This window comes from Pseudomonas lactucae (assembly GCF_036688725.1).
Classification (GTDB): Bacteria; Pseudomonadota; Gammaproteobacteria; order Pseudomonadales; family Pseudomonadaceae; genus Aquipseudomonas; species Aquipseudomonas lactucae.
This window is the reverse complement of the sequence record NZ_JAQQPT010000019.1, coordinates 12,844-29,326: the sequence shown is the minus strand read 5'-3', so window position 1 is coordinate 29,326 and position 16,483 is coordinate 12,844. Positions and strand designations below refer to the sequence as shown.

General features: G+C 62.8%; 12 protein-coding genes. All 12 read left to right on the top strand.

From position 1 onward, the window contains the following. Positions 1–192 precede the first annotated feature (192 nt). Positions 193–1,443, top strand: coding sequence for an MFS transporter (locus V6M90_RS21215; protein WP_042944882.1), 1,251 nt, complete (start codon positions 193–195; stop codon positions 1,441–1,443). Between the two features lie 2 nt (positions 1,444–1,445). Further along, a complete protein-coding gene (locus V6M90_RS21210; protein WP_332847098.1) occupies positions 1,446–2,843 on the top strand; it encodes a NarK family nitrate/nitrite MFS transporter in 1,398 nt (465 codons plus the stop codon). A 54-nt stretch (positions 2,844–2,897) separates the two neighbouring features. After that, positions 2,898–6,671, top strand: a complete 3,774-nt coding sequence (locus V6M90_RS21205) for a nitrate reductase subunit alpha (RefSeq protein ID WP_003174553.1) — start codon at positions 2,898–2,900, stop codon at positions 6,669–6,671. Between the two features lies 1 nt (position 6,672). After that, positions 6,673–8,211, top strand: a complete 1,539-nt coding sequence (narH, locus tag V6M90_RS21200) for a nitrate reductase subunit beta (protein ID WP_003174552.1) — start codon at positions 6,673–6,675, stop codon at positions 8,209–8,211. 3 nt (positions 8,212–8,214) lie between these two features. Next, complete coding sequence (narJ, locus tag V6M90_RS21195; protein WP_332847097.1) at positions 8,215–8,970, top strand: nitrate reductase molybdenum cofactor assembly chaperone; 756 nt, start codon at positions 8,215–8,217, stop codon at positions 8,968–8,970. Then, complete coding sequence (narI, locus tag V6M90_RS21190; protein ID WP_332847096.1) at positions 8,963–9,640, top strand: respiratory nitrate reductase subunit gamma; 678 nt, start codon at positions 8,963–8,965, stop codon at positions 9,638–9,640. Before narJ ends, narI begins: the two co-directional genes overlap by 8 nt. Before the next feature lie 10 nt (positions 9,641–9,650). Then, complete coding sequence (locus tag V6M90_RS21185) at positions 9,651–10,556, top strand: peptidylprolyl isomerase (protein ID WP_332847095.1); 906 nt, start codon at positions 9,651–9,653, stop codon at positions 10,554–10,556. Position 10,557: 1 nt separating this feature from the next. Next, entirely contained in the window at positions 10,558–11,544 is a 987-nt protein-coding gene (gene moaA, locus V6M90_RS21180) for a GTP 3',8-cyclase MoaA (protein ID WP_332847094.1), read from the top strand. 271 nt (positions 11,545–11,815) lie between these two features. Continuing rightward, a complete protein-coding gene (locus tag V6M90_RS21175) occupies positions 11,816–13,816 on the top strand; it encodes a ribonucleoside triphosphate reductase (RefSeq protein ID WP_332847093.1) in 2,001 nt (666 codons plus the stop codon). A 31-nt stretch (positions 13,817–13,847) separates the two neighbouring features. After that, positions 13,848–14,003: an anaerobic ribonucleoside-triphosphate reductase gene (nrdD, locus tag V6M90_RS21170; protein WP_003174546.1), complete on the top strand. Its 156-nt coding sequence runs from the start codon at positions 13,848–13,850 to the stop codon at positions 14,001–14,003. Continuing rightward, complete coding sequence (locus tag V6M90_RS21165) at positions 14,000–14,695, top strand: anaerobic ribonucleoside-triphosphate reductase activating protein (RefSeq protein WP_332847092.1); 696 nt, start codon at positions 14,000–14,002, stop codon at positions 14,693–14,695. The genes nrdD and V6M90_RS21165 overlap by 4 nt, the downstream gene beginning before the upstream one ends. A gap of 69 nt (positions 14,696–14,764) precedes the next feature. Beyond that, positions 14,765–16,384: a methyl-accepting chemotaxis protein gene (locus V6M90_RS21160; protein WP_332847091.1), complete on the top strand. Its 1,620-nt coding sequence runs from the start codon at positions 14,765–14,767 to the stop codon at positions 16,382–16,384. Positions 16,385–16,483: the final 99 nt, after the last annotated feature.

Sequence of the window (16,483 nt, the reverse complement as noted above, 5' to 3'; positions counted from 1 at the left end):
GGATAAAAGCCGGCACAAGAGATCAATCCATTGATAAATAAAGGCTTTCTCTTGTTGTTGCGTCTACCTCCTTGGAGGTAGACGGGGCCAGCATAGCCCCATACCCCCAGGGTCGACGTTGATCTGGGTCAAGTTCCACGGGGGTGCCGCCCCTAACCTGCGCTCATGGAATCACTTTCTGGAGCGCATACCGTGACTCAACCCCGTGTGAGACAAGGCCTGGTGCTGGGCATGAGCACCTTGGCGTTCACCGTCTGCTTTATGGTCTGGATGATGTTCGCCGTGCTGGGCGTGCCGATCAAAGAGCTGCTGCAACTCAACGAAACCCAGTTCGGCCTGCTGGCCGCCACCCCGGTGCTGACTGGCTCACTGGTGCGTCTGCCCCTGGGGCTGCTCACCGACCGCTTCGGCGGGCGCATCGTGTTCTTCCTGTTGATGCTTGCCTGCGTGCTGCCGTTGTACCTGATCACCTACGCCACCGCCTATTGGCAGTTCCTGGTGCTGGGGTTGTTTGTCGGCCTGGCCGGCGGCTCGTTTTCGGTGGGCATCGCCTATGTCGCCAAGTGGTTCGACAAAGAGAACCAGGGCTTTGCCATGGGCGTGTTCGGCGCCGGCAATGCCGGGGCCGCGGTGACCAAGTTTCTCGCCCCGGCGCTGATCGCCCTGGGCACCTGGCACCTGGTGCCCAAGGTGTTTGGCGCGATCCTGTTTATCACCGCGTTGTTGTTCTGGTTTCTCACCAGCGAAGACAAAACCCACCGCAGCGCCGGCGGTGCCACCCTGCGCCAGCAGTTGCTGTGCCTCAAGGACCCGGCCGTGTGGCGCTACTGCCAGTACTACTCGATTGTGTTCGGCGGCTATGTGGCCCTGGCGCTGTGGATGACCAAGTACTACGTGCAGGAATACGGTTTCAGCCTGCAAAGCGCCGCGCTGCTGGCCGCGTGTTTTTCCCTGCCTGGCGGCGTACTGCGCGCGGTGGGCGGTTGGATGTCCGACCGCTGGGGCGCCCAGAGCGTGACCTGGTGGGTGCTGTGGGTGAGCTGGATCTGCCTGTTCCTGCTCAGCTACCCGCAGACGCAATTGCAGGTGCAGACCGTCAACGGTCCCCTCGACTTTCACATCGGCCTCAACGCCACGCTGTTCACCGTGCTGCTGTTTGTGATGGGCATCGCCTTCGCGTTCGGCAAGGCCTCGGTGTTCAAGTACATCGCCAATGACTACCCACAGAACATGGGCGCGGTGTCCGGCATCGTCGGCCTGGCCGGTGGTCTGGGCGGCTTTGTGCTGCCGATCCTGTTCGGCGCCCTGGTGGACCTCACCGGCGTGCGCTCCTCCTGCTTCATGTTGATGTACGGCGTGGTCTGGGTGTCCCTGACCTGGATGTACCTCAGCGAAGTTCGCAAACAGCCGTTGCTCGGCAAGCCCTCTCTTCAAGGAGAATAATCATGTCCATCGCACAAAAGCCCACCTCGGGCCCGGTGATCCACGACTGGCGCCCTGAAGACCCGGCGTTCTGGGGCGCCAGCGGCAAAAAGACCGCGACCCGCAACCTGTGGATCTCGATTCCCGCGCTGCTGCTGGCCTTCGCCGTATGGATGGTCTGGAGCACGGTGATCGTGCGCCTCAACGCCATCGGCTTTACCTTCACCACCGACCAACTGTTCTGGCTGGCCGCGCTGCCGGGATTGTCCGGCGCCACCTTGCGGGTGTTCTACTCGTTCATGGTGCCGATCTTCGGCGGGCGCCGCTGGACGGCGCTGAGCACCGCGTCCTTGCTGCTGCCGTCGCTGTGGATGGGCTTCGCGGTGCAAGACCCCAACACCCTGTACAGCGTTTTCGTGCTGATCGCCTTGCTCTGCGGTTTCGGCGGCGGCAACTTCGCCTCGAGCATGTCCAATATCAGCTTCTTCTACCCCAAGTCGCAGCAAGGCACCGCGCTGGGCCTGAATGCCGGCCTGGGTAACCTGGGCGTGTCGGTGATGCAGTTCTGCGTGCCGCTGGTGATCACGTTCGGCGTGTTCGGCCTGATGGGTGGGCAACCGCAGACCTTGCCGGATGGCAGTCAACTCTGGTTGCAGAACGCCGGGTTTATCTGGGTGCCGTTCATTCTCGCCGTCACCGTGGCGGCCTGGTTCGGCATGAATGACCTGTCCAGCGCGCGTGCATCGTTCAGCGAGCAGGCGGTGATCTTCAAGCGCAAGCACAACTGGCTGATGTGCTGGTTGTACCTGGCAACCTTCGGTTCGTTCATCGGCTTCTCGGCGGCCTTTCCGCTGCTGATCAAGACCTCGTTTCCCGACGTGGTTGCACTCAAATTCGCCTTCCTCGGCCCGCTGGTCGGTGCGCTGGTACGCCCGTTGGGCGGCTGGCTGGCGGACAAGCTCGGCGGTGCGCGGGTGACCTTGTGGAACTTCGTGCTGATTATCGCGATGGTCTTCGGCGTGCTGCACTTTCTGCCGCAGAACGGGCAGGGCGGCAGCTTCTACGGCTTCCTCGGCATGTTCATGCTGCTGTTCATCACCACCGGCGTGGGCAATGGCTCTACCTTCCGCATGATCCCGGTGATCTTCCGTACCCAGCATGAAAAAGCCAGCGCCGGCAAACCGGCGGCGGTGCGCGAACAAGCCCTCAAAGACGCCGGCAAGGAATCCGCCGCCGTGCTGGGCTTCAGCTCGGCCATGGGCGCGTTCGGCGCGTTCTTCATTCCCAAGTCCTTCGGCACGTCCATGGCCGCCACCGGCAGCCCTGCCATGGCCTTCTACATGTTTGTCGGTTTCTACCTGAGCTGCATCGTCGTGACCTGGTGGTGGTACGCCCGCAAAGGCTGCGCCACACCCTGCTGATCGACCACGAATTCGCGGGGCAACGCACCCCGCACGCCTGATGAGGAAAGCACCATGAGTCACTTGTTGGATCAACTGCGGTTCTTCAACCGCAAGCAAAACGAATTCTCCGACGGTCACGGCGAGACCCGCAAAGAGTCCCGCGATTGGGAAAACGTCTACCGTTCGCGCTGGCAGTACGACAAGATCGTGCGCTCCACCCACGGTGTGAACTGCACCGGCTCGTGCTCGTGGAAGATCTACGTGAAGAACGGCCTGATCACCTGGGAAACCCAGCAGACCGACTACCCGCGCACCCGCAATGACCTGCCCAACCACGAGCCGCGCGGCTGCCCGCGTGGCGCGAGCTACAGCTGGTACATCTACAGCGCCAACCGGCTCAAGTACCCGAAGATCCGCAAGCCGCTGCTCAAGTTGTGGCGTGAAGCGCGCCAGACCCTTTCGCCGGTCGAGGCGTGGGCGAGCATCGTCGAGGATAAGGTCAAGGCCGACGCCTACAAGAGCAAGCGTGGCATGGGCGGTTTCATTCGCTCCAACTGGGAGGAGGTCAACGAGATCATCGCCGCCTCCAACGTCTACACCATCAAGCAATACGGCCCGGACCGCATCGTCGGCTTCTCGCCGATCCCGGCCATGTCGATGGTCAGCTATGCGGCGGGTTCGCGTTACCTGTCGCTGATCGGCGGCGTGTGCCTGAGTTTCTACGACTGGTACTGCGACCTGCCACCGGCCTCGCCGATGGTGTGGGGCGAGCAGACCGACGTGCCGGAATCGGCCGACTGGTACAACTCCAATTACATCATCGCCTGGGGTTCCAACGTCCCGCAGACCCGCACCCCCGACGCACACTTCTTCACCGAGGTGCGCTACAAGGGCACCAAGACCGTGGCCATCACCCCTGACTACTCGGAAGTGGCCAAGCTCACCGACCTGTGGCTCAACCCCAAGCAGGGCACCGACGCCGCGTTGGCCCAGGCCTTCAACCATGTGATCTTCAAGGAATTTCACCTGGATAAACCGAGCGCGTATTTCACCGATTACGCCAAGCGCTTTACCGACCTGCCGGTGCTGGTGATGCTCAAGCCAATGACCGGTTTTGCACCGGGCGCCGGTTTCCAGCCCGACCGCTTCCTGCGCGCCTCGGACCTCACCGGCAACCTCGGCCAGGACAACAACCCGGAATGGAAAACCATCGCCCTCGATGAGAGCGGCGAGTTGGTCTCGCCACAAGGCTCCATCGGCTACCGCTGGGGCGAGAAGGGCAAGTGGAACATCCTCGCCAAGGAGGGCGGTGAAGGCCGCGCTATCGACCTCAAACTCAGCCTGATCGGTGACGACGTCGCCGAAGTGGCCTTCCCGTATTTTGCCGGCGAAGTCCAGGAACACTTCCAGCACGTGGCCGGCGAGGCGGTGCAGTACCGTCGCGTGCCGGTGCACAACGTGACCCTGGCCGACGGCTCGGTGGCCAAGGTCGCCACGGTGTTCGACTTGTCCGCCGCCAACCTGGCCATCGACCGTGGCCTGGGCGGCCACAACGTGGCCAAGGACTACGACGATGCCAGCGTGCCCGGCACCCCGGCGTGGCAGGAAGCGATCACCGGCGTGAGCCGCGAGAAAGCCATCCAGATCGCCCGCGAGTTCGCCGACAACGCTGACAAGACCCGTGGCCGTTCGATGATCATCGTCGGCGCGGCGATGAACCACTGGTACCACATGGACATGAACTACCGCGGGCTGATCAACATGCTCATGCTCTGCGGTTGTGTCGGCCAGACCGGCGGCGGCTGGGCCCACTACGTCGGCCAGGAAAAACTGCGCCCGCAATGCGGCTGGCTGCCGCTGGCCTTCGGCCTGGACTGGAACCGCCCGCCACGCCAGATGAACGGCACCAGCTTCTTCTACGGCCACAGCTCCCAGTGGCGCCACGAGAAGATGAACATGCACGACGTGCTCTCGCCCCTGGCGGACAAGTCGCAGTTCCCCACCCACGCGCTGGACTACAACATCCGCGCCGAACGCGCCGGCTGGTTGCCGAGTGCACCGCAGCTCAACACCAACCCGCTGCACATCTGCCGTGACGCGGCCGCCGCCGGCATGACGCCCAAAGACTACGTGGTCAAATCCTGGCAGGACGGCACCTTGCGCTTTGCCTGCGAGCAGCCGGACAGCCCGGTTAACTTCCCGCGCAACATGTTTATCTGGCGCTCCAACCTGCTCGGCTCCTCGGGCAAGGGCCATGAGTACATGCTCAAGTACCTGTTGGGCACCAGGAACGGGGTGATGAACGAAGACATCGGCTTTGGCGGCGAAAGCAAGCCCACCGAGGCCGAGTGGGTCGACGACGGCGCCATCGGCAAGCTCGACCTGGTGACCACCCTGGACTTCCGCATGTCCTCCACCTGTGTGTATTCCGATATCGTTTTGCCGACCGCCACCTGGTACGAAAAAGACGACATGAACACCTCGGACATGCACCCGTTCATCCACCCGTTGTCGGCGGCCATCGACCCGGCGTGGGAGTCGCGTTCGGACTGGGAAATCTACAAGGGCATCGCCAAGGCCTTCTCGGCCATGTCGGTTGGCCACCTGGGCGTGGAGCAAGACCTGGTCACCGTGCCGCTGATGCACGACAGCGTCGGCGAACTGGCCCAGCCGTTCGGCGGCACCGACTGGAAAAGCGCCGGTGTGGCGCCGGTGCCGGGCAAGAACGCGCCGAACATGGCAGTGGTGGAGCGCGACTACCCGAACATCTACAAGAAATTCACCTCGCTGGGCCCGATGCTGGAAAAACTCGGCAACGGCGGCAAGGGCATCAACTGGAACACCGATGAAGAAGTCGAGTTCCTCGGCGAGCTCAACCATCAGGAAAACGCTGCGGGCATCAGCCACGGCCGGCCGAAAATCGACAGCGCCATCGACGCCGCCGAAGTGATCCTGTCCCTGGCCCCGGAAACCAACGGCAAGGTCGCCTTGAAAGCCTGGGCCGCGCTGTCGGAATTCACCGGCATTGACCACAGCCACCTGGCGATCTCCAAGGCCCATGAAGCGATTCGCTTCCGCGACATCCAGGCGCAGCCGCGCAAAATCATCTCCAGCCCCACCTGGTCGGGTCTTGAGGATGAACACGTGAGCTACAACGCAGGCTACACCAACGTCCATGAAAACATCCCATGGCGCACCATTACCGGTCGCCAGCAGTTCTACCAGGACCACCCGTGGATGCAGGCGTTCGGCGAGCAGTTGATGAGCTATCGGCCACCGGTCAACACCCGCACCATCGAAGGCGTGAAGGGCAAGCGCAGCAATGGCGAGACCGAGATCGTGCTGAACTGGATCACCCCGCACCAGAAGTGGGGCATCCACAGCACCTACAGCGACAACCTGTTGATGCTCACCCTGAGCCGTGGCGGGCCGATTGTGTGGCTCTCGGAAATCGACGCCAAGCGCGCCGGCATCGAGGACAACGACTGGATCGAATGCTTCAACGTCAACGGCGCGCTCACCGCCCGTGCGGTGGTCAGCCAGCGCGTCAAGGAAGGCATGGTGATGATGTACCACGCCCAGGAACGCATCGTGAATGTGCCAGGTTCGGAAACCACCAAGACCCGTGGCGGCCACCATAACTCGGTGACCCGCGTGGTGCTCAAGCCCACCCACATGATCGGTGGCTACGCCCAGCAGGCCTACGGCTTCAACTATTACGGCACGGTCGGTTGCAACCGCGATGAATTCGTCGTGGTGCGCAAGATGGCCAAGGTCGACTGGCTCGATGGCTCCAGCGGCGATGACCTGCCGCGCCCATTGCCGACCGATATCGAGGAGAACTGAGATGAAGATTCGCTCACAGATCGGCATGGTGCTGAACCTGGACAAATGCATCGGCTGCCACACCTGCTCGATCACCTGCAAAAACGTGTGGACCAGCCGTGAAGGCATGGAATACGCCTGGTTCAACAACGTCGAATCCAAGCCCGGTATCGGTTACCCCAAAGAATGGGAAAACCAGGACAAGTGGAAGGGCGGTTGGGTGCGCAACGCCAACGGCTCGATCAACCCGCGCATCGGCGGCAAGTTCCGCGTGCTGGCGAACATCTTCGCCAACCCCGACCTGCCGAGCCTGGACGACTACTATGAGCCGTTCGATTTCGACTACCAGCACCTGCACACCGCGCCCCTGGGCGAGCACCAGCCCACCGCACGCCCGCGTTCGCTGGTGTCGGGCAAGCGCATGCAAAAGATCGAGTGGGGCCCCAACTGGGAAGAAATCCTCGGCACCGAGTTTGCCAAGCGGCGCAAGGACAAGAACTTCGACCAGATCCAGGCCGACATTTACGGTGAGTACGAAAACACCTTCATGATGTACCTGCCACGCCTGTGCGAGCACTGCCTGAACCCGGCGTGCGCGGCGTCGTGCCCGAGCGGTGCGATCTACAAGCGCGAAGAAGACGGCATCGTGCTGATCGACCAGGAGAAATGCCGCGGCTGGCGCATGTGCATCAGCGGCTGCCCGTACAAGAAAATCTACTTCAACTGGAAGAGCGGCAAGTCCGAGAAGTGCATCTTCTGTTACCCGCGTATCGAAGCCGGCATGCCCACTGTGTGCGCCGAAACCTGCGTCGGCCGCATTCGTTATCTCGGCGTGCTGCTGTATGACGCCGACCGCATCAGTGAAGTGGCCAGCACCGCCAGTGAGCAGGACCTGTACGAGAAGCAGCTGGAAATCTTCCTCGACCCGAACGACCCGGCGGTGATCCGCCAGGCCCTGGCCGATGGCGTGCCGCAGTCGGTGATCGACTCGGCCCAGCGCTCGCCCGTGTACAAGATGGCCGTGGACTGGAAACTCGCACTGCCGCTGCACCCGGAATACCGCACCTTGCCGATGGTCTGGTACGTGCCGCCACTCTCACCGATCCAGAACGCCGCCGCTGCCGGCACCGTGGGCATGAACGGGGTGATCCCGGATGTCGACAGCCTGCGTATTCCGCTGCGTTACCTGGCGAACATGCTCACCGCCGGCGATGAAAAACCGGTCAAGCGTGCGCTCAAACGCCTGTTGGCCATGCGTGCCTACAAGCGCTCCCAGCAAGTCGATGGGGTGCAGGACCTGCAAGTGCTCGAAGACGTCGGCCTGAGTGTGGAACAGGTGGAAGAGATGTACCGCTACCTGGCCATCGCCAACTATGAAGACCGTTTTGTGGTGCCCAGCGCGCACCGCGAAGACGCCATGAGCGACGCGTTCGCCGAGCGCTCCGGTTGTGGGTTCAGCTTCGGCAGCGGTTGCAGCGGCAGTTCCGACACCAACATGTTCGGCGCCAAGAAGGCCAATCGCCGCGACGTGCTCAAAACCGTACAGATCTGGGAGGACTGAGCCATGCGCATTCTTAAAGTGATTTCGCTGCTGCTGGATTACCCCACCGAGACCCTGGTGAACGGCCGCGACGAATTGGAACAGGCGATTCTCGAATCGCGGGAAATCAGCCCCAAGCAGCGCGGTGCGTTGTTCGAGCTGCTGGAGCTGATCTGCGCCAATGACCTGATGGATGGCCAGGAACACTACGGCGCGCTGTTTGGTCGGGGGCGTTCGCTGTCGCTGTTGTTGTTCGAACACGTGCACGGCGAATCCCGCGACCGGGGCCAGGCCATGGTCGACATGATGGCCCAGTACCAAGAGGCCGGCTTTGCCATCGGCGTCAAGGAGCTGCCGGACTACATCCCGCTGTACCTGGAGTTCCTCTCCACCCGTGAAGACATCGAGGCCCGCGAGGGCCTGGCGGATGTGGCGCATCTGTTGGCGTTGCTCGCCGCACGGCTGGACGAGCGTGAGAGCGGCTATGCCAGCTGCTTCCGTGCGCTGTTGCAGATCGCCGGCGCCGAGCCGCACCAGGCCGTGGCCGAACTGCGTGCCCAGGTCGCTGCCGAGCCGCGTGACGACTCCCTCGAAGCCCTGGACAAAATCTGGGAAGAGGAAGCGGTGGACTTTATGCAGGCCGAGCAGCAGGACCGCTGCAGTTCGTTACCGAGCGCGCCGGGCAAGGCCCGCGAAGAAAGCGCGGTGCCGTTGCACTGGGTGGATTTTCAGCAAGAAGGCCGGGCCGCAGCGCCAGCCGGGGAGGTGGGTAATGTCTAAGTGGAATTTGCTGGTATTCGGGGTGTATCCGTATGTGGCCCTGGCCATTTGTTTGTTGGGCAGTTGGGCGCGGTTCGACCTGTCGCAGTACACCTGGAAGGCCGGCTCCAGCCAGATGCTCAACAACCGTGGCATGCGCGTGGCGAGCAACTTCTTCCATATCGGCGTGCTGTTCGTACTGGCCGGGCATTTTGTCGGCCTGCTGACCCCGGCGTCGGTCTATCACCATGTGATCAGCACTGAGAACAAGCAGTTGCTGGCGATGGTCTCCGGCGGCTTCTTCGGCCTGCTGTGTCTGGTGGGCCTGTTGATGCTGGTCAAGCGCCGCCTGGGTGATCCACGGGTACGGGCCACATCGAGCCCGTCGGACATTCTGATCCTGCTGGTGTTGCTGGCGCAATTGCTGCTGGGCTTGCTGACCATCGTGGCCTCCACCGGCCATATGGACGGCTCGGTGATGGTGATGCTCGCCGACTGGGCGCAGAACGTGGTGCTGTTGCGGCCTGTGCAGGCGGCCGAGGCGATCACGCCGGTGTCGCTGATCTACAAGTCCCATGTGGCGCTGGGTTTGACCCTGTTCGTGCTGTTCCCGTTTACCCGCCTGGTGCACATGGTCAGCGCGCCGATCTGGTACCTGGGGCGTCGTTATCAAATCGTGCGGCAGAAGTGAGGAGAACAACATGACCAATGGATGCGGATGTGGTGGTGGCAATGGTGGCAGCGGCGGTTGCGGCTCGTCGGCCAAAGAGGCGGTGGTTGAAGTCGCGGTGCCGCTTGAGCCTGAGTTGATTGCCAGCAGTGAACAGGAGTGGCCGATCATCAGCGTCAACGGCGTGCCGGTGACGCCTGAGGCGATGGCCCTGGAGTTGCAATATCACCCGGCCGAAAGCCGCGAGGCGGCGGTGTACCTGGCCGCCCGCGCTCTGGTGATCCGCGAGCTGTTGCAGCAGCGGATTGCCGAGCTGGGCCTGGCGGTGGACATCGCCCCCGGTGAAAACGAAGAGGAAGCGGCCACGCGTTTGCTGCTGGAGCGCGAGGTCAAGGTGCCCGAGTGCGACGAGGCCACCTGCCTGCGTTACTTCGACAACAACCGGGGACGTTTCCACAGTGCGCCGTTGTTGGCGGTGCGGCACATCCTGCTCGAATGCGCGCCGGACGACATCGAGGCGCGCGATCTGGCGCACAGCCAGGCAGAAGTCTTGCTGCTGAGCCTGGAAGAGCAGCCGGGCCAGTTTGCCGAACTGGCCCTCAAGTATTCGGCGTGCCCGTCCAAGGCCCAGGGCGGTTCGCTGGGCCAGGTGAGCAAGGGCCAGACCGTGCCGGAGCTGGAGCGCCAGCTGTTCACTCTGGCGCCGGGCCTGGCCGGCAAACCCTTGGAGAGCCGTTATGGCTGGCATGTGATCAGCGTCGACCAGCGTATCGAAGGCCAGCCGTTGCCCTACGAAGCGGTGGCGGTGGCCATTCGCACCCAGCTGCAACAGGGCGTCTGGCAGAAGGCATTGGTGCAGTACCTGCAAACCCTGATCGGCGCGGCGGACATCCGCGGCATTGCGCTGCAGGGCGCCGACTCGCCGCTGGTGCAGTGACATGAGCCTGGTGGATGGTGTGGGCCGCTCCATCGATTACCTGCGCCTGTCGGTGACCGACCGCTGTGATTTTCGCTGTGTGTACTGCATGGCGAAAAACATGACCTTCCTGCCGCGCCAACAGGTGTTGACCCTGGAAGAGCTGCAGCGCCTGGCTGCGTTGTTCGTCGGCCAGGGCGTGCGCAAGATCCGTCTTACCGGCGGCGAACCGCTGATCCGCCCTGGCATTGTCGGCTTGTGCCGCAACATCGCCGCGTTGCCGGGGCTGCGTGAACTGGTGATGACCAGCAATGGCTCGCAGCTGGCGCGATTGGCCCGGCCGTTGGTGGAGGCGGGGGTCAAACGCATGAATATCAGCCTGGATAGTCTGGACCCTGAGCGCTTTCGCGCGATTACCCGTAACGGTGATTTGCGCCAGGTGCTGAACGGGATCGAAGCGGCGCGGGAGGCGGGGTTCGAGCGGGTCAAGCTCAACTGCGTGGTGATGAAGGGGCGCAATTTTGATGAAGTGCCGGCGTTGGTGCGGTATGCCATTGAGCAGGGGATCGACATCAGTTTCATCGAGGAAATGCCCCTGGGGGATGTGGGGCGCTCGCGCGGGGAGACGTTTTGCTCCAGTGACGAAGTGCGCGCGGTGATCGCCCGGGAGCACGGGTTGGTGGATAGCACCGAGAACAGCGGCGGCCCGGCGCGGTATGTGCGCTTGGCGCGGCATCCTGGGACCCGCATCGGGTTTATTTCGCCTAATTCGCATAATTTTTGTGGCAGTTGCAATCGGGTGCGGATGACGGTTGAGGGGCAGTTGTTGTTGTGTCTGGGGCAGGAGGAAGCGGTGGATTTTCGGGGGTTGTTGCGTCGGTATCCGTTGGAGGATGGGCCGTTGGTTGAAGCGTTGGTTCGGGGGTTGAGGGGCAAGCCTTTGCGGCATGATTTCAGGGGGGATGGGGAGGTGCAGGTGGTGCGTTTTATGAATATGAGTGGGGGGTGAGGAGTGTTGTGGGACCGAGTACATATCCATTACTTCGGTAACGGCGGCTGGCGGTTCCGCTCTTACAGCGGGTCACCTTTGGGGCTCTTTTCCAAAAGTGACCCGCCGTAAGGGCGGAACCCTAGGCGGCCGTTACCCAAATAACGGATATCCCCCCAATCAAAAAACCTTGACCCCAATCAAGGGAAGCCCACCCTATTTTCCGTAACCTCACTGCATCTTGTGTCTATAAATCTTAAAGCCACTACATATAGTGCTCGGAGCCCGGAAAATGCAAAGCACGCTCACCCCGCTGATCAGCACCCACCTACACAAACGCGACGGCAGCCTGGCCCCCTTCAACCCCGAAAAAATCCGCCAGGCCCTGATCGCCGCCGGCACCGCAACCGGCGAGTACCAAGAGGCCGACGTCGACCTGTTACTGGGCGCCGTCCTGGCCCGCCTGAGGAGCATCGACCACCTGGACGTCGAGCAAATCCAGGACAGCGTCGAACGCGTATTGATGGACGCCGGCTACTTCCTGTCCATGCGCGCCTACATCGTCTACCGCGAACAACACGGTCGCCTGCGCCGCGACCGCAAGACCCTGGTGGAAGTCGCCACTTCGATGAACGAATACCTCGACCGCGAAGACTGGCGCGTGCAGGCCAATGCCAACCAGGGCTATTCCCTCGGCGGGCTGGTACTGAACGTGGCGGGCAAGGTCACCGCCAATTATTGGCTCGACGAGGTCTACAGCGAGCAGATCGGCCGCGCTCACCGTGAGGCGGATCTGCACATCCATGACCTGGACATGCTCGCCGGCTACTGCGCCGGCTGGTCGCTGCGTTCGTTGTTGCACGAGGGCCTCAATGGCGTGCCGGGTCGCGTCGAAGCGGGGCCGCCCAAGCATTTGAGCAGCGCCCTGGGGCAGATGGTCAACTTCCTCGGCACCCTGCAAAACGAATGGGCCGGCGCGCAGGCGTTCAGTTCGTTCGACACTTACCTGGCGCCCTACGTGCGCAAGGATCAACTGAGCTACGCCGAGGTGCGCCAGGCGGTGCAGGAGTTCATCTACAACCTCAACGTACCGTCGCGCTGGGGCACCCAGACGCCGTTTACCAACCTGACCTTCGACTGGGTGTGCCCGCAGGATCTGCGCGAGCAAATCCCGGTGATCGGCGGCGAGGAAATGCCGTTTGCCTACGGCGACCTGCAGGCCGAGATGGAGCTGATCAACCGCGCCTATATCGAAGTGATGCAGGCCGGCGATGCCAAGGGGCGGGTGTTCACCTTTCCGATCCCCACCTACAACATCACCCATGATTTTCCCTGGGACAGTGACAACGCCGACCGCCTGTTCGAGATGACCGCACGTTATGGCCTGCCGTATTTCCAGAACTTCCTCAATTCCGATATGCAGCCCAACCAGGTGCGTTCGATGTGCTGTCGCCTGCAACTGGACGTGCGTGAGTTACTCAAGCGTGGCGGTGGCTTGTTCGGGTCGGCGGAGCAGACCGGCAGCCTGGGGGTGATGACGATCAACTGCGCGCGCCTGGGCTATCTGTTCAAGGGCGACACTTCGGGCCTGCTGCAGCGCCTGGACAGCCTGATGGACATGGCCATGGAAAGCCTGGAGGTCAAGCGCAAGGTGATCCAGCACCATATGGACGCCGGTCTTTACCCCTACACCAAGCGTTACCTGGGCACCTTGCGCAATCACTTCTCCACCATCGGCCTCAACGGCATGCACGAGATGCTGCGCAATTTCAGCAGTGACGAGCAGGGCATGCACACCGAGCAGGGCCGCGCCTTTGCGCTCAAATTGCTCGACCATGTGCGCGCCACGCTGCTGCGTTTCCAGGAAGAAACCGGCCACCTCTACAACCTCGAAGCCACCCCGGCCGAGGGCACCACTTACCGCTTCGCCAAGGAAGACCGCAAGCGCTACCCGGACATCCTGCAGGCCGGCAGCGATCTCGCGCCGTACTACACCAACTCGTCGCAACTGCCGGTGGGCTTTACCCAGGACCCGTTCGAAGCCCTGGAGCTGCAAGATGAACTGCAATGCAAATACACCGGCGGCACCGTGTTGCACCTGTACATGGCCGAGCAGATTTCCTCGGCCCAGGCCTGCAAGCAATTGGTGCGCAAAGCCCTGGGACGTTTCCGCTTGCCGTACCTGACGATCACTCCGACGTTCTCGATTTGCCCGGTGCACGGCTACCTGGCCGGCGAGCACGAGTTCTGCCCCAAGTGCGACGAAGTCCTGGCACTGGCTGCTGCGCGATAAAGCGTTTTCCCAACCCGCAAGGAGATTCACCATGCAAGCATCCCAACCACAACGTCAGCGCTGCGAAGTCTGGACCCGGGTGATGGGTTATCACCGGCCAGTCTCGGCGTTCAACCCCGGCAAACAGTCCGAGCACAAAGAGCGTGTGCATTTCACCGAAGCGGCCGCTGTGGCCGGGCGCCAATGAGTCGAGCGCTACGGGTCGGGGGCCTGGTGCCTCTGACCACCCTCGACTACCCCGGCATGCTCGCCTGCGTGCTGTTTTGCCAGGGCTGTGCCTGGCGCTGTCGTTACTGCCACAACCCGGACCTGATCCCACCGCGCGCAAGCACGGAGGTGGATTGGCGCCGGGTATTGCTGTTTCTGCAACGGCGCCAGGATCTGCTTGACGCCGTGGTGTTCAGCGGCGGCGAGCCGACCCTGCAGGAAGGCCTGCCGGCGGCCATGGATGAAGTGCGGACCATGGGCTTTCGCATCGGCCTGCACAGCGCGGGAATCAAACCGGCCGGTTTTGCCAACGCGCTGCGTCATGCCGACTGGGTGGGGTTTGATGTCAAGGCCCTGGCCGAGGACTGCCAATTGATCACCCAGGTCAGGGGCAGCGGCGCCGCCAACTGGCGCAGCCTCGACACCTTGTTGGCCAGTGGCGTGGAGTACGAATGCCGCACCACGGTGCACTGGCACCTGATCGACCCGCCACGCTTGCTGCGTCTGGCCCAGCGTTTGCAAGCCCGTGGTGTGACGCGCTTCGCCGTACAGATGGTGCGCACGGCCAGCATGCTCGATCCGCAATTGGCGAGCGCGCCGGTACAGGCATCGCTGCCTGAACTATGGGGCCGCCTGCGGGAGTTATTTCCCGCGTTTGTACTGCGAGGGTGATGCACGCCCTCCACAGGATTTTTATAGATGCTGCCCATGTTGGGCAGGCTTTCATCAGGGATTATCAGAATGAAGCAATTAACCACGGCTCAACGCATTGTCATCGGTTTCGCGATTGCGCCGTTGGCCCTGGTCGGCTTGGTGTTTTACGCCCTGCACGACCTGGCCACCCTCAAGCAGCAATCGGAACAGATCGTGCGGCAGGACTGGCCGAAAATCGCGCCGATCATGGTGATTGCCACCGGTGTGCGCGATAACGGGCGCAACACCCGCGACCTGCTGATCGACCAGGACAATCAACAGGCCCAGGCCGCCATAAGTACCACACGCCAGCGCATCACCGACGCCTTCGCCGCCCTCGAGCCACTGCTCGACACCGCCGAAGGCAAGGCCGCGTATGCCAGATTGAAAACCCATCGTGAAGCCTACGTCGCCGCATTTACTCAAGTGCAGGCGCTGATCAGGCAGGGCGCCCGCGAGCAGGGCCTGGCGCAACTCAAGCAACAGGTGATGCCGGCCGAACTGGACGTGTTCAAGAGCCTGGACGCCTTGATGGCCATGCAGGGCCGCGTGTTCGCCGAGCGCCAGCAAGCGGCGCAGACCCTGTACGACGAGGCCCGGCGCACCATGCTCGGGCTGTTCCTGCTGTGCCTGGCCCTGGTGGTGACGGCTGCGGTGATTGTCACCCGCAGTGTGCTCCGGCCCCTGGGCGGCGAGCCGTCTGAAGCGGCGCGGGTGTTGAACCATATCGCCGAGGGCGACCTGACCATCCAGGTGCCGGTGGGCAACAGCGCCGAGGGCAGCGTGATGCGCAACCTGCACCGGATGCAGCAGAGCCTGAACCAGATGGTGCGGCACATTGCGGCGTCGGTGGACGGCGTGGCCAGTTCTTCCGAGGAATTGAGCGCGGTCAGCGGCCAGACCAGCAGCAGCTTGCAGGCCCAGGGCCAGGAGATCGAACAGGCCGCCACGGCGGTGAATCAAATGACCGCCGCGGTCGATGAAGTGGCGCGCAACGCCGTGAGCACCAGCGAAGCCTCGCGCCTGTCCGAACAGACCGCCCAGCGCGGCCGCGCCCAGGTGCAGGAAACCGTGGCGTCGATCAACACCCTGGCTACCGGCGTGGTGGAAACCTCCGAGCGCATCCAGCAACTGGCCGGGCGCGTGCAGGACATCAGCGGCGTGCTGGAAGTGATCCGCAGCATCGCCGACCAGACCAACCTGCTGGCCCTCAATGCTGCCATCGAGGCTGCGCGTGCCGGCGATGCCGGGCGCGGCTTTGCGGTGGTCGCCGATGAAGTGCGTGCGCTGGCCCATCGCACACAGACGTCGACCCAGGAGATCGAGCAGATGATCGGCAATATTCGCCAGGACACCGAACACGCGGTGGCCGCGATGCACAGCAGCAGCGAGCGGGTGCAGGCGACCTTGGGCGTGGCCCAGCGTTCGGGGGAGGCGTTGGAGGAAATCACGCGGTCTATTTCGCAGATCAACGAGCGCAACATGATGATTGCCAGCGCCACCGAAGAGCAGGCGCTGGTGGCGCGGGAGGTGGATCGTAATCTGGTGGGGATTCGCAATTTGTCCCAGCAGGTGTTGCAGGGGGCGTTGCATACGGAGACGGCGGGGCAGGATCTGGCGGGGATGGCGGGGGTGTTGCATCAGATGGTGGGGCGGTTCCGGGTTTAGGTTTATCGAATGCAGGCAGCACAGGCCGTCGGTTTCAGAGCCGGCCGATATGGCCTGTCGAACTCCGTCCAAATGTGGGAGGGGGCTTGCGCCCGATGA